The sequence below is a fragment of the Neobacillus niacini genome, assembly GCF_046591715.1.
In the GTDB taxonomy this organism is placed as follows: domain Bacteria; phylum Bacillota; class Bacilli; order Bacillales; family Cytobacillaceae; genus Neobacillus; species Neobacillus niacini_L.
In genome coordinates, this window is the sequence record NZ_JAWVNQ010000007.1 from 179,170 (window position 1) to 198,414 (window position 19,245).

The following is a 19,245-nucleotide window of genomic DNA, read 5'->3' on the forward strand; positions in this document are numbered from 1 at the left end:
TTAATAATCCCCATTCATAATATTTTTGTTTGAAACTAACTTTTCTAAGGCATTTATATATTTTCTTGTAGCAATTTTTCTGGAAAAATATTCATTTACATATCTACGACTATTCAATCCACATCGTTTAGCATATTGCTTATTATTGTACATTTCTAAAATAGCTTGTTTTAATTTTTCAGGAGAATCGGGTTCAATTGCAATTCCACACTCTCCTTCGATGACAGAAGCACTCAATTCACTTTCCAAATCGAAGCAACTTATTATAGCCTGACCGGTAGACATCATTGTCCATGTTTTACTAGGAAAACCATTCTTTGAAGTTCCCTTTTTACCCAAAACAACTCCAACATCCCCTAAACTATATACATATGAAACTTCTTCTAATGGTTGTAATGGAAAGAACTTGATATTTGTGGCATTGGAATCATCAATATACTGCTTTATTTCTTTTTGTCTTACTCCACCACCTATAATTACAAATTCAAGGTCTTTGATTTGTTCTAAACCTTTAGCTGCATCAACTATAATTTCCACATTCTGGGGTAGGCCTAAGTTCCCGCAATAAGTAACATAAAATTTATCCCTATCTAGCTGAAATCTATCAAATAAAATATTATCTTTTCTAGGAATAGGAGTAACCTTATTTGTATCTATCCAATTATAAATAACTTCTATTTTCTCCTTTGGGATACCATCGTCAATATTTCTTTTTCGAAATAGTTCTGACACAGTTATAATATATTCACTACCTTTTAATGAGATTTTTTCTAAAGTTTTCCCCATAGAATATAATAACTTTTTTTTCAAACCTTCTTTTGCTATACCTGTAGATATGACTGACTCTGAGACAACATCACTTTCCAGATACAGTAATGGAACCCTTTTTAGTTTTTTTAACAGGACGCTGATAGGACCAATAAAGACTGGCATTGAGTGGCTCATTATTATGTCAACATTTTTTTCTTTTAAAGCCCTGAAAGACATTCCTAAGGTAAGTAGTAACATTCTAACTGCTCTAGATGTGATTGATTTTTCATTTGCAGAGATGTAAACTCTATTAATTATTAATTTGTCATTATACTGCTTTTCAATTTTCATATTCTTATATTTTAACTTAATGTCCTCTGAAACTCTCCAAGGTGCAGGTGTTATAAGTACAACTTCATGACCTGCTTTTATTAAATCTTTTATTAAATCGATCCCCAGATGTGTCCCACCAGATATCTCGGGGTAATAAGTTGGTCTAAACATTAAAATTTTCACAGAAATTACCATCCTTAAAAATTCGTATCTTTATATTTATTTCGGCTTTAAATTTCCTTTATACCCTTGCTATGATAATCTTTAAAATTAAATACTAGTAATATTTACTCTAGTAATTTATTCGAGTTCATCATTTGAATGATGTCAGGTTTTTAATAACTAATGCAAACATTCTTTCATTGACTTTATCAGAGACAAAAGAATTATGGGGTGTAATAATAACATTTTTTAGCCCCCATAATTGACTGTTACTAGATAAAGGCTCGTCCTCAAATACATCAAGAGCTACTCCCAGAAACATATCATCTTGAATAGCCCTTAATAAAGCAAACTCATCTAAAACTCCACCACGGGAAACATTAATGAGAACACAATTATCCTTAATCATTTTAATTTTTTTTCTGTCAAGCCAATGACTTGTTTCTAATGTAAGAGGAAGAGTTAAAATAATAATGTCACTCTTTTTTAGGACTTTATCTATATCATCTACTAAATAATATTCATCAATATATATAGATTCCGTTTTACGCCTACCAACACCGAGCACGGTCACATCGAAGGCCTTAAGTCGCTTAGCAACCTCTGATCCTACATCACCAAATCCAATAATGGCTGCTGTTTTATTTGTTAACTCAAGTAAATCACGTCGTTTTCCCCATTTATGTTCACTTTGAGCCGCATAAAACTCCTTACTCTTTTTATAAATTTCTAAAATCTTTAGTACCACCCACTCTGCTATCGGAACACTGTAGACTCCCTTAGCATTGAAGATCTTTATTCTCTGCTCATTAATATAATCAAGTGGCACCCTATCAAGACCGGCACTAGTAAGTTGTATAAATTTTAGGTTCTTAAATTTTTTGATGTCATTATATAGGAATAGACCATTACAAACTACAGCGTCAATATCTGAAACATCCACTTGTATGGGAACTCTCTCATCCTGAATATATACAATTTCATATCCAAGTGACATTAAACTACTTAGTTGCTCTTTACTATATTTAAATGCCCCAGTAAGTAATAGTTTCATATTATACATTCCTCTTCTAATAACTATTTCGTAATTGAATAAGCAATTTCCACCACTTTATTCTTAACAACCCTTTTGTTTTCTTCAAAGAAAGTTTTTTCCTTGCCCATTATTTTTGCTTCAAAATTCCTTATTTCATTTACCCCTAATTTGAAAATTTCTTCTATTATTCTAATATCTGTGCTTATTTTAGTATTACAAAAGCTCCTAGATAGAATCACCATGTTAGAGTTTAAACGATAATGCTCTGTAATAATGTTCTCTGCAGGGAGAGCTCCTTGTCCGAGTTGCGCTATCCCTCCAAAGCCATAGAGAATTCCTCTAGCCTCAAACTTATTACAGAGCATATCAACTGTTCCATTTTCTAAAAGCTCAAACATAAACCTCATATTATAACCAAGGTGTAAATCATTCAATCCAATATGAATATAGTCAATACCCTGAACTTTTAAAATTGAGTCTATATTTTCTACAGCCTCCGTAGTTTCGCACAAAAGACAAACCCTAGCCCTACCATTTACGTAATTGACAAAAAGCTCAACTTCTTCTCTTGTCTTAAAAAAAGGAAGCATTACAATATCTGCTCCATCATTAATTACACTATCTATCTCATCTTTTGAACCTTCATATATCGGATTTACTCGAACAAGTAATTCTGAATCGGTAAGGACTTTTTTAATTTTTTTTACATCATCTATACTGTGTCTAGATATGACTGTATCCAAATGGCCTTGTCGTGCATCTTTTCCATTAATCTCAAGATCAATAAAAATCCAATCTACACCACTATTTTCTGCTACTTTGGCAATTTCTTCTTGATTTGTAATGTACATCAACTTTAAAGTCATTTAGTTATTCCTTCTTTCTTCCATGGTTGCTGCCATTTCAGACTCCTGTCCTTTACCTTTAACTATCTTAGCAGTTTCACTTACATTTACATTGTCCTTCATCGCCAGTACCTTTAAGATTGTTTTGAAAAAAATCATTAAATCAAATACAAATGAAAGGTTCTCAACATACTCAACATCGTATTCAATCCTTTTATCCCAATGGACTTCCTTACGTCCATTCACCTGTGCCCATCCTGTTACACCTGGTCTAACATCGAATCTTCTACTTTGCACCTCAGTATATTCTGCTAGCTGCCAAGGATGGTAAGTTAAAGTAGGTCTGGGTCCTATAATTGACATATCGCCTTTTATAATATTTACAAATTGGGGAAATTCATCAATACTAGTTTTCCGAATAAATCTCCCCACTTTAGTAACCCTAGCATCCCCTTTAGTTTCATATACTCCGCTTTTTTCAGCACCAACACACATTGAACGAAATTTATATATCTTAAATACATTCCCATGTAATCCGAGGCGTTCTTGTTGAAAAATCACTGGCCCTTTTGATTCCATTTTGATAGCTATAGCTACTATTAACAAAATCGGAAAAAGGATTATCAGCCCAACCAGAGATAAAACGATATCCAATAACCTCTTCACTTTTTTATAAATCATAATTAGTTCAAAACTCCTCTACTCTATTTTATTTTTAACATAATAAAATTATATTTTTATAACTATACTTTAGTAGATTAGGACTTAATTGAAATCTGTAATAGTTTTATTCCAATCAACTACTAAACCACTAAACTACATCCTCTTATCCCAAATGCCTCTCGCGTGCTTTCTATCTAACTATAAGAGTAAGTTTCCTTTTACAATTCAATCTGTGTAAGAACTATACCAATACGATAATCCATTTATAAATTACCAAAATGTACTACCGTCTTCTATATCATCATCTAAATTTTCTTACCCTTTAGGATGAAAGCTGCAGGTAGTATCCCCAACTGTTAAGGCTAATATCTCCAGATGGACATACTACCTGAAAATGCAAACTCATATACTTAATAAACAATCAATGTTATATGTTCTTAATTTCCAATGAGTTGACAAATAAACTCCTACAACCAATGGTGTCTAATGTATCTTTCATACCAAAGCATAATCAAGTACCTACTTTCGAAAATGGTAAGGGATTATTACCATTTAAAAATCCCATTTTCACCGTTTTTACAACGAAAAGTTAGAAAATCTATACTCTGTTCACAATCTTTTCTTTTTCTATTCGATAATTCAAGTATTCAAGCAATTCATTTTTCATACTTTCATCTTTCAAAGCAAACTCCAAAGTTGTTTTCACAAAACCAATTTTTTCCCCAACATCATAACGTTTACCTTCAAAATCATAAGCAAACACTCGCTGAATCTGATTCAACCTTTGAATCGCATCCGTTAATTGAATCTCTCCACCAGCACCAGTTTTCTGTTTTTCTAAGAGCATAAAAATCTCCGGCGTTAGAATATAACGTCCCATAATCGCAAGATTAGATGGTGCCGTTCCTGGTTCAGGCTTCTCAAAAAAATTTTTAACCTGATATCTACGCCCCTCTTGAACTGAAGGTTCAACAATCCCATAACGATGTGTCTCATTATCCTGAACAGGCTGGACCCCAATCACTGATGAGTAAGTATCTTCATGAATATCCATCAATTGTCTTAAGCAAGGGGTATCACTCTGAACAATATCATCTCCAAGTAAAACCGCAAAAGGCTCATCACCAATAAAATTACGCGCACACCATACAGCATGACCCAATCCTTTGGGTTCCTTCTGACGGATATAATGAATATCTGCAAGATTAGTAGAATATTGAACTTTATTAAGTAACTCGTATTTACCTTTTTCCTTAAGGATTTGCTCTAACTCTGGTGCAAAATCAAAATGGTCTTCAATTGACCGTTTTCCTTTTCCAGTTACGATGATGATATCCTCAATACCAGAAGCAATTGCTTCTTCGACAATATATTGAATCGTAGGTTTATCTAAAATTGGCAGCATCTCTTTTGGCATTGCCTTCGTAGCTGGTAGAAATCTAGTCCCCAATCCTGCTGCTGGAATTATTGCTTTCCGTACCTTTTTCATATTCATTCCACCTTTATTTATTTATCTCTTAATCTATTTCGCTGTAGCTAATATCGGTGAAAGTTCATATTTATTATTAGCAACTGCAATTAACGTATCATGCATTTCTCCTTCTGACATCTCTAGGAGATTGCTTATTAACTTACCTAGAACCTCCGCCTGAAGGACATTCGCCTTTCCTATATGAATCTTAGGAAAAATACTCTCAGGGTGAACCTCATTCTCATTCAGTAGCTCTTCATACATCTTCTCCCCAGGACGTAGCCCTGTGAAATGTATCCCGATTTCTTCTATATTATAGCCAGAAAGCTTAATCACATTTTTAGCAAGATCAACAATCTTAACCGGCTCACCCATATCAAGAACAAAAACTTCACCGCCACGTGCAAGGGATCCCGCCTGAATAACAAGCCGCGAGGCTTCGGGTATCGTCATGAAGTAGCGTGTCATATCCTGATGCGTTACCGTAACCGGCCCACCAGCCTGAATTTGCTTCTTAAATAGCGGAATAACACTGCCACGACTACCAAGTACATTCCCAAACCGAACAGCAACAAATTTCGTATTACTATGTTCTGCTAAACTCTGAATAATCATCTCTGCAAACCGCTTCGTTGCCCCCATGACATTAGGAGGATTTACAGCCTTATCGGAAGAAATCAGAACAAATGTATTAACACCGAATGTATCACACGCCTCCGCAACATTCTTCGTACCAAACACATTATTCTTGACCGCTTCCCGAGGATTATATTCCATCAACGGAACATGCTTATGTGCTGCTGCATGATAAACCACAAACGGCCGATGTTCTTCCATGATTTCAAAGATTCGATTCCGATCTTGGATATCACCAATCACCGGTACTATCTCGATACGGTTTTGATACTGATTTCGCAATTCCATATCTATTAAATAGATACTATTTTCACCATGACCAACCAAAACAATTTTACTAGGATTAAATTTACAAATCTGGCGGCAGATTTCTGAACCTATCGAACCACCAGCACCAGTTACTAACACGGTCCTTCCGGTTACATATTCTGAGATACTGCCAATATCCAACTCCACTGGATCTCTTCCTAATAAATCCTCCACCTGAACTTCACGGAATTGATTAACAGAAATTTTTCCTGTCATTAAATCCTCAAGCTTTGGAATGATTTGTGTTTTTGCAGTTGTTTTTGAACATTCCTCAAAAATACGATGCAACTCCTTTTGCTTTAATGAAGGAATCGCAATCACAATGTTCTCAATTTGGTATTTCTCAACCGTTTGTGCAATTCTATCCGATCCACCAACAACTGGTATTCCAAGAATATCTAATTTAAACTTTTTCGGATCATCATCAATAAATGCTACAGGCTTTAGGTCAATGTCATGGTTATTCAATAACTGTCTAGCCACCATTGTTCCACCAGAACCAGCCCCGATAATAAGTGTCTTTTTAATATTCTTTTGTTTATTCATAATGTTGTCCCGGAACATTCTCCATGAGAACCTTGACCCTCCAATTAACAACACATGCAGCATCCAGGTGATTAATAATGCTCTTACATAGGTATTATGAAATACTAACAGCTGCATTGCCGAAGTGGCCGTAATTGAAAATGTAACCGCCTTAACAATCGCAATCAGTTCGCCGACACTCGCATACTGCCAAGCCTTATTATAAAGATGATAGATGGAAGCAAATAAGTGATGGCAAATTAACAAGGTAAGTGCCGTAACAAATAACATTGGAACTTTAAAGATATGTATCGATGGATTTAGCGTCCAATAGCTTATGTAGATAGCCGTTAGCACAATAATCGAATCCAAAATGGCAAGTGTCGTTAATCTCTTTTTATATGTCACTTGAACATTCCCCCTTTATCTCTTTATTTGATTAAATTGAATTTTTTGACAAAAAAATAAATACCTAATGGAAACTCAAGTTTTACTTAACCTGATCTTTCATTAGCTATTTATTATTTTTACTTTTCTATTTTTAAAATCAGGCATTCAACCTATCCTCGCATCATACTTTTGACGACAGGCGTCTAAGGATTGGCGAAATGTCTCCCTTCCCACAGCATAATCGAGTGCTCACATGGATAACGGACAGGGAGCCTCGCCGTTCAGGGAGTTATACCTGAAATTACTTTAGTTATTGTTTTCTATACTTATAGGCTTAGTTGGATTTAAAACAAGTTGAATAGTTTTTTCCTTTTAATTCTTTCTGGATCCTCTTTGTAGACATGCTTACCACCAATCACCAGAGCAGCATTTTCTTCAAAGTAGTAGACCAATTCGTTCCCATACTTTTGACCAATTACACCAAACGCTTCCCTCATCTTAAAACTACGATTTCTAATATTATGAGCATCCGATGCAATAAAGTGAGTTTGATTTGCTTCTATTAATTGAAGAGAGAAGTTCCGGATTTTCTTTCCAAAATCCCCGCAAATACTAGCTGCTGTAATTTGTGTCAATGCACCTTTCTTTACCAATTGATACAGTAATTCAGGGCGTTCAATGACCTCTCGATTTCGTTCCGGATGGACAATTACAGGAATGAGCCCCTTCATTTGCAAGTCATAAAACAACTTTTCCGTATATCTGGGGACGTGGTTTGATGGAAACTCTACTAATATATAGGGAGTATGATTAACTGGCAGAATTTCTCCAGCCGCATATCCTTCTAACATCTCACCATGTATTCTTACTTCCTGACCCGGCACGACCTCTAACTCTATCTTTTCTTCTAGTAATGCTTCGTTTAACTCTTTTACCTTAGCAAGAATACTTTGTTTCGGATTTTCATACGTGTTATTCAAGTGATGCGGTGTTGCGACAATTTTATGAATCCCCTGTTCAACCGCTTTCCTTGCCATTTCTATACTTTCAGAAAGAGACTGTGCGCCATCATCTATACCTGGTAATATATGACTGTGCAAATCTATCATAAGCCACACTCTCTTTCCAAAAGATTGTTATTTTTATCCGACAATATTCATGGTAACACCGTCGAAAGCGAAGGTAAAGGGGGGAACTTTGTCGAAAATTAGTTATTTTGAACCATAATAATAGTAATAGTCATTATCTTTCATTTCTTTATGGTTCAACACAACACCAGCCAATTTACTTTGTGCATTTACGAGCAAATCCTTCGCCTTTTTTACTTGTTCAATTTCCGTCCTGCCGCTATAGACAACCAAAATAGAAGCATCGACCTTATTCGCAAGAATTTGTGGATCTGCTACTGCCAATAATGGCGGCGTATCAAAAATGACATAATCAAATTGTTCTTTTGCTTCTTCAAGAAATTGCTCCATAGATTTTGAGCTTAATAGCTCTGCAGGATTGGGTGGCACCGGTCCGCTCGTTAAAATATATAGATCCTTCTCTTCTGTATCAAGAACTGTACTTCCAAGTGTTGCTTGCTTCGTCAAAACCGTAGTGAAGCCGAAAAGGTTATTCACACCAAACGTACGATGAACCGTCGGCTTCCTGAGATCAGCATCCACAAGCAATACTTTTTTACCCAGCTGTGAGAAAACGACTGCCAGGTTTCCTGCTGTAGTGGATTTCCCTTCAGCTGGACCAGAAGAGGTAACCATGATGGCTTTAAGCTCTTCGTCTACGGAAGAATAATGTATATTTGTTCGAACCGTTCTGTATTGTTCAGCAATCGGTGATTTCGGGTCAAGTGCTGCAATCAACTTACGGCTTGGGTCAGTCATTTTGAATTTCTTGTTTCGCTTAAACGCCATATGTCTCACCTCTTCCTGCTCTTGCTTTTGCTGCTTTCTTCATTTTCAATTCTTCCATCTTTTGATCGTCAATTTGAGCAATTGTCCCTAAGATAGGAAGCTCTAAGATTCTTTCGATGTCTTGTTCGTTTTTGATTGTGTTATCAAAATACTCAAGTAAGAATGCCAAACCAACAGCTGCCATTAATCCAACCACGATGGCAATCGCTACGTTCATGACCGGCTGTGGTTTAATCGGAGACTGATTCTCAGCAACCGTTGCTTGCGCAAGGATACTTACATTATCGACGCTCATAATTTTAACAATTTCATTTTGGAATACTTCAGCGATCTTATTCGCAATATCCGCAGCTGCCTTTGCATTCGGATCTTGGACTGCAATATTCACAACCTGTGAATCCTTTTCACTGCCGACTGTGATTTTTCCATTTAATTGGCTTGCTGTCATATCCAAGTCAAGTTGCTCAATTACCTTGTCAAGGATAGCGGGACTTTTAATAATGACATTATAGGTGTTAATTAATTGAAGATTGGTTTGTACTTCACTTGGACTGTAGAGTGTTTGTTCACTCTTTGCTTGGTTCACGAGAATTTGTGTCGAAGCCTGATAAATTGGGGTTAGAAAAAAGTAACTAATGACGCCACTCACTAAACCGGCTGTCATGGTAATGAGTATGATCATCACAAGACGCTTCTTTAACGTCTCTAGTAATTCTTTTAAACTTATTGTCTCTTCCATAATATCCTCCCTATTACTTTGTACCTATTACAATTCTTACAAAACAAAAAGTATTATATCACGAAATTCTGTCGCTATTTGTCGTTTTATGGCGAATGCTGAATATTTATTTTTTTCCTTTTGTTTTATGATCATGATTTTTTTGAGATATATTTACAGTTTAATAAGTAATATCTCACAGACTATCTATTTAGTGATAATGGACAGTTTGTGAATACTTAATAACCTTAACATGATATTTTGTGAGAATTTGTCGTATTTTGTAATTGGAAAATATTACACAAGCATAAATTACAGCAATAAAACAAAAGGATCTCCTACTAAAAAGGAAATCCCCGCAGTTATAAACCTATCTTATACTCCCATTAATCGCTGCACCTCATGGATCTTTAACTTCGAAATAGAAGCGCGCTTTTGAGGGACAGAAAATTCAGCTATATAGGTTTCTCCAAGCGGTTTAATCTTGATGATTTTCCGTAAATTCACCAAATAGGAACGATGTGTCTTAAAGAAAAAGTCAGGCAGTCTGTCCTCCAATTCCTGCAGTGACTCAAGGGATTCATAGCGGCCCTCTACGGTATGGATAATTGATTTTCTTCCTTCTTTTTCAATATAAAGAATATCTTCTATTGTAATGTATAGGATTGCATGATTTGATTTGATGGCCAGTTTATTTTGGATAACTGGCTTCTTTTCTGTTCGTGCATGGTATTGGAGTGCTTGTTTTGCTCTTTCCAATGCTTTAAATAAGCGGACCTTTTCAATTGGTTTCACAATATAATCAATCGCTGAAATATTGAATGCTTCAACGGCAAACGCTTCGGTACCCGTTGTGAAGATCACCTGAAGGAAAGGAAACATTTCTTTACAAATTTTCGCTGCCTCTACCCCATTTAGTAAGGGCATTTGAATATCCACTAACACGATATGAGGCTTTTCCTTCTTGACCACTTCGATGAGTTCTTTGCCATTAGAAGCTTGTCCAACTACCTTATATTCAGATAATAATTCGATAAAATAGGAAAGAAGGGTCTTAGAAGGAATGTCATCCTCTGCAATTACTACTTTGAATTCTTCCATCTAACCCCTCCCTTATTTCGAATTTACCATTCATTGTAAACACTTCTTGGGGATTCAATACGAATGATCAAGGAACCATTTTGTCTTAAAACGACTAGTATTTTTACCTATCAATTGTATCTTTTCTCATAAAATATATCCATTCGACAAAAACCATGATAATGTCGTAAAACGGCATTTTAGCCGCTTATAGGGACCGTCTGTGTCATCAAAAGCACATATTACGACATAATTCACAAATTCACCACATTTCCATAGACCCAGTTGTGCTTATTGCAAATGTTTTAAGATCACCTTGATAAAAGCAGAAACGTCGAATGGCTTTGTGATATATTCGTTAAAGCCCATCGCCAGGGTGCGGTCGATATCCTCCTTCATCGCATTCGCACTCAGCGCGATCACTGGGATATCTGTACATTGCGGGTTCGATTTTAGCTTTTCAAACACTTCTTCTCCATTCATATCAGGCAAATGCAGATCCAATATGATTAAGTCCATTTTTTGATTCGTAGCTGCCCGGAGACCTTCGGTGCCAGTTGCTGCTGTAAGTAATTTCATTCCAGGTACGTTTTTAAGGATTTCAGCTACTAATAGCTGGTTGGATAGCTGATCTTCTACATAGAGAATGGTAAACTCATCGTGTTCTGGCAGGGTCATTTCATTTTCTTCAAGCGACATCAGGGCGTCACCTATGTTTGCTTGAACCCTTGGCAGGCTAATCCAGAAATCACTGCCCACTTCGATTTGGCTCTCTACTCCAAGCTTTCCTCCCATTAAGATCGTCAGCTGTTTAACGAGGGCAAGGCCAATCCCCGTCCCTTCGATAAATGGATGTTCAAGACGGTAAAAGGGTTCAAAAATTTCCTGTTGAGCCTCGAACGGAATTCCTACCCCTGTATCACGGACATGAATCGTCACAAAGTCATCCTTGGATTCAAAGCTGATGATGACTTCCCCATTTTCACGATTATACTTAATACCGTTATCTAATAGGTTCAGCAGAATCTGTCTTAGTCTTATTTGATCAGCAAATACAAAATCAGTTTCACATTCGTTCTCATTTTTCGTAATCGTAATACCTTTAGAAGCTGCATTTGGTCTTACGAAATTTATACATTCATCGATGACACTTGCTATTTTTATGTTTTCAAATGATAGTTTTAGTTTTCCCGATTCGATTCTTGAAAGATCTAATACTTCATTAATTAAGTCCAACAGATGCCCTCCGCCTTTTAAAATTTCCTTAACGAAGGTACGCTGCTTCTCATTCAGTGTTTCCTCGATCTCCAGCAATTGCGAAAAGCCAAGAATCGCATTCAGCGGCGTCCTCAGCTCATGACTCATATTCGCTAAAAACGCTGATTTAGCCATATTCGCTTTTACCGCATCCTCTTTTGCCCTTAGTATTCCTGTTTCCATCGCTTTCCGCTCGGTAATATCTTCAAAAGTCCACAAATGGCCCTTTAATTCTTCCTCGATATAAAAAGGAAAATAGCTTCTTTGAATCAATCGGTCATTCTGCATTTCGACTTCATCGACCACAGGCACATTATTGGCTAAAATAATTTTCACTTTTTCCCGTTCTTCCTCACTATTCTTATAAAATGGAGAATAGTAGTTGACTGCAGACTTACCGATTAAATCCTCGATTGGCTCCTTAATTCTAACTAGCTCTAAGCATGGCCGATTTACGGCGACAATCTCACGGTTATTATTAATCACAATGATTCCAATTGGGATACTATCAATGATCGTTCTCAACAATGCATTTGATTCTCTTAGTTTAATTTCGGTTTCTTTTTGCTTCGTAACATCCATCATTGTCACTAAAACTTGGGGGACATTTGTTGAATCTCTTGGCTCAAGAAGCTTTGTATTTATCGATATCCATCTTGTTTTTCCTGTGCTTCTTTTAATGCCTATGACTTTCCCTGTTATCGAATCACCCGTTTTTAAAGTAATCGCAACTGGATAATCTTCTAGTGCTAATGGATTTCCATCACTATCTACGAAAGGAAAGTTTGATTCCAAAATGTTCAGCTTTTCATGAAATGTCTCAATTTCCATATTAAACATTTTATAGGCATTTTCATTCAAAGGTATTTTCTTGTGGTCCGCCCCATAAAGAAGAACACCCTCCGGCATCACACTTAATATATTCTTATATCGTTTGACTCTAATTTCTAGGTTCTCTTTTTCCCTTTTTAACTCTGAAAGATCAACACCTAAATGGACCAGAGTTCTCATTTTGTAGATTTTATAACAGGCAGCGATTAAGGCAATAGTCAATAATGCGATAATCATCATAGTAAAATTCCCCACCGCTCGGGTCCCCCCTTCTCCACAAACCTATAGACTTACTATCCCCCAAAACAATTGATGATAATTACTAAATACAGGGTGCCGCTTCTTTTCACACCGTCCATGGGGCATGTTAAATACGTAACGGTCCATATTGCGACCAGCATATGTAATATTTGAAATTTTTCTGTTATCATTTTGTCATATCATTCATTTCTAAGGAGATCCTATGAATTATTTGCTAGTAATGATTGAAGAAACACAGCTCAAGCTGCAAGAATTAACACAACAGTTTGGAACGACAGCTGAAGAAACCATTGAATGCCAAAAACAATTAGATACATTAATTAACCTATTAGAACAAGCTCTACAAAATAACACGGCTGCAAAAGGAAATGAGTCTTCCCTTTTGTAGTCGCTCCTTTTTTATTTGGCTCTGTTTTTATTCGTTGCTGAATATCATTTGGGTTGAGTATTCATAGGCGGAGAATTTCCGGTTATTGTATCTAGATGAAGCTTTTGAAGCATATTAAGTGGAGATATTCCGGTTAATTGCTTTTAATAAGGCAAAATCCAAGGATTTTGGTATAATAAGTGGAAAAGCTCCGCTTATTATTAAGGAAATTAGGGAATTTCCCAAGTTAAGCGGAAAAACTCCGCTTATTTTCTAAACACAGGGAAATCAACATTTAACTTCAACACAACCCTTTATTTAGGATGAAATTCTTGCTCTACCTTCATACATTTTCAATTTTGATATACCCACACACTTTATTGGGTTTCATCCGCAAATTCCTCCGATAACTACGTAACTCCTCAAGTTCTATTATACTAATCAACGCAGCAATTTCACCTGCCACTTCCGAGCGTATCCTCCTATATAATATAAAATACCCATATCTTTCGCGATATTTGTAAAAAAATGCAGACTTTTTGCGGATGGAATCATTCAAGCCGCTCATAGTTTGTTATAATGATAGGAAGAATTTATTAATTTTGGAGGTATATGGATGAAGTATTTTCTCACAGGCCTTTGGGGATTAGTATGTTTAGGCGTGCTTGTGTATGGTCATATCCATTGGAATAAGGAGACAGCCGCCAATGCAGTTGCCCAGGCACCTGCAGTCGAACAGCAGGTGACCAATGAAGTCAACTTTGATCAATACTTGGCTCTAGCAGCAAATTGGCCAGAGTCAGCAAGGGAGCAGTTAAAGTTACATATGCAAGAAGGGACTCCTTTTAAGATTCTGTTTGTGGGTTCTTCCTTGATGGAGTGGGAGAAAAACGTTACCCAGAGTCTAATCGAAAGCTTTGGCAGCGATAAGCTGCAAACAGCTGTCCATACATACGACCTAACATCTGAAGCTATCGTCGCTGAAAACAAGCAGCTGGAGTTAGCGGCTGAAAAAGCACAGCTCATTCTCATTGAGCCGTTTCTTTTAAATGATAATGGCCGCATTAAGATAGACGCAACCTTAGCCAATGTAACCAAAATAATGGAAGACATTAAGGCAGCAAATCCAGACACCACCTTTATTCTGCAGCCATCTAATCCATTCTATCTTCCTAATTATTATGCAGACCAGGTGGAAGCATTAAAGGTATATGCAGCTGCAAACAACGTAACCTATCTTGACCACTGGCAAGCTTGGCCGGCCACAGATAACCCGGAAATCAAAAATTATCTTAATGGAGATACTGAACCGAATGAAACGGGCTACCAGGTATGGTCGCAGTTCCTTGTTGAATATTTCGTGAACAAAAAGGCAAACTAGGAATACACCTAGTTTGCCTTTTCTTCTATATAATATTAAGCCTTTAACTTCAAAAGGTCATTTTTCAAATCATCTAGTAGTTGTTGAAGTGTCAAACCATGCTCACTTACGCCGCGGTCATACGCTTTTTTGACAATATCAAAGAATTCGTTTGGAGGAAACTCATCTTCCTTCCTATTCATCTCCATTTAGCAAATTTCTCCTTTCTTCTCTATTATATTCGCCTATTCTACTAAACTTCTCAAATTTTGTAAATAATTTGTCTACTAATGTAATTTTGAAATATTTGTGTAATCAACTTTATTGATTAAATTTCTCTTTGTTGGTAATAACTTTCTTCTATCTATTTACCTACAATTTTGGTATTCTATTTTCTAGGCGTTAAATAAAATGTAAATTTTTCGGAGGTATTCTCATATGAGATCTAATAATAAAAAGGGAAAGAAATGGTTAAAGGTAACTGGAATTATCTTTCTTGTCCTGTTGATTGCTGGTGGAGCTTATGGTTTCACTGTATATAAGTCATTTAGAACTGCTGTTGACACGATGCACGAACCAGTGGAACGTAAAACAGAAAAGCGTGAAGAACCAGTAGCGCTTGTCGAAAAAGAGCCGTTTTCAGTGTTAATGCTTGGTACAGATTCTAAGAACAACAAAGGCCGTACCGACACGATTATCGTCTTAACCGTTAATCCGACAAACAATTCCGTTAAAATGCTTAGCATTCCGCGTGATACACGTACAGAAATCATCGGAAGAGGTAAACAAGACAAAATTAACCACGCACACGCATTTGGCGGTGTTGAAATGGCCATGGATACAGTCGAGAACTTCCTAGATATCCCGATTGATTATTATATGAAGGTAAATATGGAAGGTTTTAAAGACGTCGTTAATGCAGTTGGCGGTGTTACCGTTAATAACACTCTTGATTTCAGCTATGATGGTGTTCATTTCCCAGTTGGCGAAATCACTTTAACCGGTGAAGAAGCACTGCCTTACGTTAGAATGCGTAAAGAAGACCCGAACGGTGACTTTGGCCGTAACACTAGACAGCGACAAGTCATCCAAGCTGTTCTTAAAGAAGGTGCGAGCATCTCAAGCTTAACCAATTTCTCAGATATCTTTAAAGCGATCGGTGACAATGTTAAAACTAACTTAACTTTTGACCAAATGGTTGATATTCAAAAGAACTACAAATTGGCCGGTAACAACATTCAGCAAATGGAAATGAAGGGTAATGGTACTAGAATCAATGGTATTTATTATCTGCAAATTCCGCAGGATGAACAGACTCGTATTCAAAATGAGTTAAAGGCGCAGTTGGAGCTACAATAAATTACATCAAAAAACTGATAGGGACAATCCCTATCAGTTTTTTTGTTATTCTTTAAATGCTACTATTTTCTTCTGAAACCCTTTTTACTGTCATACTCGTTATTGAACCGTTTCTTATACTCAATATAAAGTCGACCGTTGAACCGTGATATAAGGAAACTGTATCATCTTGTTGAACATTGGGTTGTCCCACAAGTTCGGCTAGACTATCCATTGGGATATCGTTCAAATCGATGCTATATTCTCTCACCAAGTTATTTTCATCATAAGTAATCTCAAGATTATTTATTTCTGAATCCAAAAGTTGTTCTTGAGATTTTCCAATCACACCTATAGATGAAGAGAATCCATCTAACTGTACTAATTGTTCCAACCCTGACATAAATGCAGCTTCATCAATTGGTGTTGCTACTTGAGTTACCAAACGCTCACTAATCCAACCATCTTGGCCTGAAGGCAGGGAGAACCTTAACCAATTAAAGTCTGCCTCAGGGTCCTTCGCGATTTCTTTAACCGTTATCGACTCCCCGAAAGTCACCATCGTAATTTTGTTACTAGAAGATAAATTCGGAGCATCTCTCACGAATCCTGCCTCAATATGAACATACCGAAGGTCTTTTGCTACCGTCTCTACGGTTTCCTCTACAGGCTCTGCAGGCGGTGTCTCAGCTTCCACCTGTTTTTCCGCCTTGGCCTCTGATACCTTTTCTTCTTGCTTTAAAATGTTACTTACACTATCCCAATTTGCATATGTTGTTCCTGCCGCCACAAACAGCAACAGAACTAAAAAGGAGCGAAAGATATTAAATTTACTCTTTGGCTTCTTCCTCGGTACCTTGCTTCTGGAAGTTTCCATGCCCCTATCTGTCGGAATCGGTTCATGCTGCAACCTGCTTCTACGCAGGTTTATTTCTGAGTTAAATTGTTTCTTTTCTTCCTGGGTCATTTTGTTATAATTTTTAATAAACTCCTCATATTGAGGGACTACTTCTTCAATTGTTCCATATGCTTTAATTTCTCCTGCCTCAAGCCAAAGGGCCTTTTGACAAAACTCCTTTACCTGACCAATAGAATGACTAATAAAGAATATTGTCTTCCCCTTTTCTTTAAAGCTGTTCATTTTATCTAGGCATTTTTGTGCAAATATTTTATCTCCCACTGAAAGAGCTTCATCAATGACCAATATTTCAGGATCAATATTTACGGAAATGGCAAATCCTAATCTTGATTTCATCCCACTGGAATATTTTTTAACCGGTTGGTCAATGAAATCCCCTATTTCAGCAAAATCTATAATCTCAGGCATTAATTCGTTTATTTGAGCCTTAGAAAACCCAAGCATTAAACATTTCAATTCAATGTTTTCTCTACCGGTTAATTCGTTATTAAGTCCTGCCGCAATTGCTATAAGGGAGGCAGCACCATTAATTTTTATCTTGCCATCACTTGGTGGAACGATTCCCGAGATTAAATTGGATAATGTCGATTTACCAGCTCCATTAACACCGATAATACCAATGATATCTCCCTTTTTTGCTTCAAAACTAATATTTTGCAGCGCAAAGAAATCTCTGCCGTAACCCTTAGGTATGAGCAAATCTAACATTTTATCGGATGGTTTTTTGTACATCTTATATTGTTTAATAACATTTTTAAAAGCTACTGAAGTACTCATGTTTTCTCCTTATCTAACCAAATCATCCTAATTCCTACATACAAATTACATATTTTAATAGTATTTTCACTCACCTCATATTACCATAATTAAATGAAACTAATAAACAGGTAGAAAGTTTATTTAATCAATTAATAGGAATAAAGACGCTATCCTTAGTCATTCTCACTAAGGTATAATAGTAGGACATTTTCAAGAAGGCATTTTTTAAAATAGCAACTATAGAGAGCAGGTAAACATGACTTTTTTGCCCAGACATATTAGAAAGAAAAATAAAAAAAAGAAAATATTGATTCTTATTTTCGCAATCATGTTCTTTATCTTTATATCTTCCTTCATGCTAATAGAAAAAAATATGGAGGAAAAGAGGTTTCAATTTGAAAAGGAAACACCTAGTTATTATACAAAACTTCAAGTATCTGAAAAAACAGTTATGCAATCATTTGCAATAGATGAAATAAACCGGCATATATATATTTCTCAAGTTAAGGGTGGACAGGACAATAAAGGAGCAGAGTCTTTTGTTATCACAAAGACAACAATGGACGGAATAATGATTGACAGCATGACATTAACTTATGGCGGTCACGGAACATCAATAGGTGTTGAAGTAACGGATGGCATTGTTTATATTTGGAGTTCCTATGATAAAGTGGATAAAAAAGGCACCATGATTGGACATGACCTTGTGCGTTTTAAATATATAGGAGGTGCCACTTACACACCATCATCTCCAAGTCTAGAAAGATATTCTGACCTAATTAACACTGATCCAAAGGTACAGATTGCACCTTCAATAGATAATAAAAATGGAAAAATAGCTGTTCGGCAACGAGTTGGCAAAAAACAAAAGGTGGATGTTTACAACATTGAGGATGTTTTAAATAATCGTAATAGAAAACTCTATTCCTTTGATGTACCAACAGATTTATCATACCTTCAAGGTTTATCACTTGATGGGAAATTTATTTATTGGCGAACAGGAGATACTAATGGAAAGAAATTTAAAGATTTAGTAACTGTTTTTGATATTACAACTGGCAACATTGTTCTAAAAGAACAAATAACCTCAGGCATGGACCTCGCTCCTTACGAATCAAATTTCCGCGAACCTGAAGGGGTATTTATGTACACAAATCCTAATACAGGAGAAAAAAGCCTATATATTGGGGTTGTTACCGGTGCACCTGGAAAAAGGATAAATCGGTTGTATGTGTACCATTCTCCTAAAAAGGAAAAAATATTCCCTACTATATCGTTTCAATAATAAAATGTAAAAAAAGAGCAGTCCAAAGGACTGC

The 19,245-nt window shown here is 36.3% G+C and carries 17 protein-coding genes; 4 read left to right on the forward strand and 13 right to left on the reverse strand.

All coding sequences use genetic code 11. The annotated features are described in order from the left end of the window. The 11 genes from SFC47_RS17810 to SFC47_RS17860 all read right to left on the reverse strand — a co-directional run bounded on the left by SFC47_RS17810 (window position 1) and on the right by SFC47_RS17860 (window position 13,177). Window positions 1-1,266: a glycosyltransferase family 4 protein gene (locus SFC47_RS17810; RefSeq protein ID WP_411255656.1), complete on the reverse strand. Its 1,266-nt coding sequence runs from the start codon at window positions 1,264-1,266 to the stop codon at window positions 1-3. 130 nt (window positions 1,267-1,396) lie between these two features. After that, entirely contained in the window at window positions 1,397-2,299 is a 903-nt protein-coding gene (locus SFC47_RS17815; RefSeq protein WP_411255657.1) for an NAD(P)-dependent oxidoreductase, read from the reverse strand. 23 nt (window positions 2,300-2,322) lie between these two features. Further along, entirely contained in the window at window positions 2,323-3,147 is an 825-nt protein-coding gene (locus SFC47_RS17820) for an aldolase/citrate lyase family protein (RefSeq protein WP_411255658.1), read from the reverse strand. Then, window positions 3,148-3,792, reverse strand: a complete 645-nt coding sequence (locus SFC47_RS17825) for a sugar transferase (RefSeq protein WP_411255659.1) — start codon at window positions 3,790-3,792, stop codon at window positions 3,148-3,150. A gap of 595 nt (window positions 3,793-4,387) precedes the next feature. Then, on the reverse strand, window positions 4,388-5,278 hold the full coding sequence (galU, locus tag SFC47_RS17830; protein WP_411255660.1) for a UTP--glucose-1-phosphate uridylyltransferase GalU: 891 nt from the start codon (window positions 5,276-5,278) through the stop codon (window positions 4,388-4,390). 33 nt (window positions 5,279-5,311) lie between these two features. After that, window positions 5,312-7,138 (reverse strand): polysaccharide biosynthesis protein, encoded by a 1,827-nt coding sequence (locus tag SFC47_RS17835; RefSeq protein ID WP_411255661.1) that lies wholly within the window; start codon window positions 7,136-7,138, stop codon window positions 5,312-5,314. A 326-nt stretch (window positions 7,139-7,464) separates the two neighbouring features. Further along, window positions 7,465-8,229 carry a tyrosine-protein phosphatase gene (locus SFC47_RS17840; RefSeq protein WP_411255662.1) on the reverse strand — a complete coding sequence of 255 codons (765 nt, stop codon included), beginning with the start codon at window positions 8,227-8,229 and terminating at the stop codon, window positions 7,465-7,467. Window positions 8,230-8,331: 102 nt separating this feature from the next. Further along, a complete protein-coding gene (locus SFC47_RS17845; protein ID WP_411255663.1) occupies window positions 8,332-9,036 on the reverse strand; it encodes a CpsD/CapB family tyrosine-protein kinase in 705 nt (234 codons plus the stop codon). Further along, on the reverse strand, window positions 9,026-9,775 hold the full coding sequence (locus tag SFC47_RS17850) for a YveK family protein (RefSeq protein ID WP_411255665.1): 750 nt from the start codon (window positions 9,773-9,775) through the stop codon (window positions 9,026-9,028). The genes SFC47_RS17845 and SFC47_RS17850 overlap by 11 nt, the downstream gene beginning before the upstream one ends. Window positions 9,776-10,129: 354 nt before the next feature. Beyond that, window positions 10,130-10,855 (reverse strand): LytR/AlgR family response regulator transcription factor, encoded by a 726-nt coding sequence (locus tag SFC47_RS17855; RefSeq protein ID WP_411255666.1) that lies wholly within the window; start codon window positions 10,853-10,855, stop codon window positions 10,130-10,132. Window positions 10,856-11,125: 270 nt separating this feature from the next. Then, window positions 11,126-13,177 (reverse strand): PAS domain-containing hybrid sensor histidine kinase/response regulator, encoded by a 2,052-nt coding sequence (locus SFC47_RS17860; RefSeq protein ID WP_411255667.1) that lies wholly within the window; start codon window positions 13,175-13,177, stop codon window positions 11,126-11,128. Between the two features lie 208 nt (window positions 13,178-13,385). Between SFC47_RS17860 and SFC47_RS17865 the strand changes: the two genes are divergently transcribed. Then, window positions 13,386-13,571 (forward strand): Spo0E family sporulation regulatory protein-aspartic acid phosphatase, encoded by a 186-nt coding sequence (locus SFC47_RS17865; protein ID WP_411255668.1) that lies wholly within the window; start codon window positions 13,386-13,388, stop codon window positions 13,569-13,571. A gap of 595 nt (window positions 13,572-14,166) precedes the next feature. Then, a complete protein-coding gene (locus SFC47_RS17870; RefSeq protein WP_411255669.1) occupies window positions 14,167-14,931 on the forward strand; it encodes an SGNH/GDSL hydrolase family protein in 765 nt (254 codons plus the stop codon). 35 nt (window positions 14,932-14,966) lie between these two features. On the opposite strand, the gene SFC47_RS17875 is transcribed toward SFC47_RS17870, so the two are convergent. Next, window positions 14,967-15,119, reverse strand: a complete 153-nt coding sequence (locus tag SFC47_RS17875) for a YwzD family small protein (RefSeq protein WP_411255670.1) — start codon at window positions 15,117-15,119, stop codon at window positions 14,967-14,969. Between the two features lie 229 nt (window positions 15,120-15,348). Between SFC47_RS17875 and tagU the strand changes: the two genes are divergently transcribed. Further along, window positions 15,349-16,269, forward strand: a complete 921-nt coding sequence (gene tagU, locus SFC47_RS17880; protein WP_411255671.1) for a polyisoprenyl-teichoic acid--peptidoglycan teichoic acid transferase TagU — start codon at window positions 15,349-15,351, stop codon at window positions 16,267-16,269. Between the two features lie 52 nt (window positions 16,270-16,321). On the opposite strand, the gene tagH is transcribed toward tagU, so the two are convergent. Further along, window positions 16,322-17,944 (reverse strand): teichoic acids export ABC transporter ATP-binding subunit TagH, encoded by a 1,623-nt coding sequence (tagH, locus tag SFC47_RS17885; protein ID WP_411255672.1) that lies wholly within the window; start codon window positions 17,942-17,944, stop codon window positions 16,322-16,324. A gap of 310 nt (window positions 17,945-18,254) precedes the next feature. Between tagH and SFC47_RS17890 the strand changes: the two genes are divergently transcribed. Continuing rightward, window positions 18,255-19,211, forward strand: coding sequence for a phage baseplate protein (locus tag SFC47_RS17890; protein WP_411255673.1), 957 nt, complete (start codon window positions 18,255-18,257; stop codon window positions 19,209-19,211). The last annotated feature ends 34 nt before the right edge of the window (window positions 19,212-19,245 follow it).

Bases quoted from the DNA above. Each gene is read 5' to 3' on its own strand.
- tagH (WP_411255672.1), bottom strand. From the start codon at position 17,944: ATGAGTACTTCAGTAGCTTTTAAAAATGTTATTAAACAATATAAGATG.
- SFC47_RS17865 (WP_411255668.1), top strand. From the start codon at position 13,386: ATGAATTATTTGCTAGTAATGATTGAAGAAACACAGCTCAAGCTGCAA.
- SFC47_RS17820 (WP_411255658.1), bottom strand. From the start codon at position 3,147: ATGACTTTAAAGTTGATGTACATTACAAATCAAGAAGAAATTGCCAAA.
- SFC47_RS17850 (WP_411255665.1), bottom strand. From the start codon at position 9,775: ATGGAAGAGACAATAAGTTTAAAAGAATTACTAGAGACGTTAAAGAAG.
- SFC47_RS17875 (WP_411255670.1), bottom strand. From the start codon at position 15,119: ATGGAGATGAATAGGAAGGAAGATGAGTTTCCTCCAAACGAATTCTTT.
- SFC47_RS17845 (WP_411255663.1), bottom strand. From the start codon at position 9,036: ATGGCGTTTAAGCGAAACAAGAAATTCAAAATGACTGACCCAAGCCGT.
- SFC47_RS17815 (WP_411255657.1), bottom strand. From the start codon at position 2,299: ATGAAACTATTACTTACTGGGGCATTTAAATATAGTAAAGAGCAACTA.
- galU (WP_411255660.1), bottom strand. From the start codon at position 5,278: ATGAAAAAGGTACGGAAAGCAATAATTCCAGCAGCAGGATTGGGGACT.
- SFC47_RS17840 (WP_411255662.1), bottom strand. From the start codon at position 8,229: ATGATAGATTTGCACAGTCATATATTACCAGGTATAGATGATGGCGCA.
- SFC47_RS17870 (WP_411255669.1), top strand. From the start codon at position 14,167: ATGAAGTATTTTCTCACAGGCCTTTGGGGATTAGTATGTTTAGGCGTG.
- SFC47_RS17855 (WP_411255666.1), bottom strand. From the start codon at position 10,855: ATGGAAGAATTCAAAGTAGTAATTGCAGAGGATGACATTCCTTCTAAG.
- tagU (WP_411255671.1), top strand. From the start codon at position 15,349: ATGAGATCTAATAATAAAAAGGGAAAGAAATGGTTAAAGGTAACTGGA.
- SFC47_RS17890 (WP_411255673.1), top strand. From the start codon at position 18,255: ATGTTCTTTATCTTTATATCTTCCTTCATGCTAATAGAAAAAAATATG.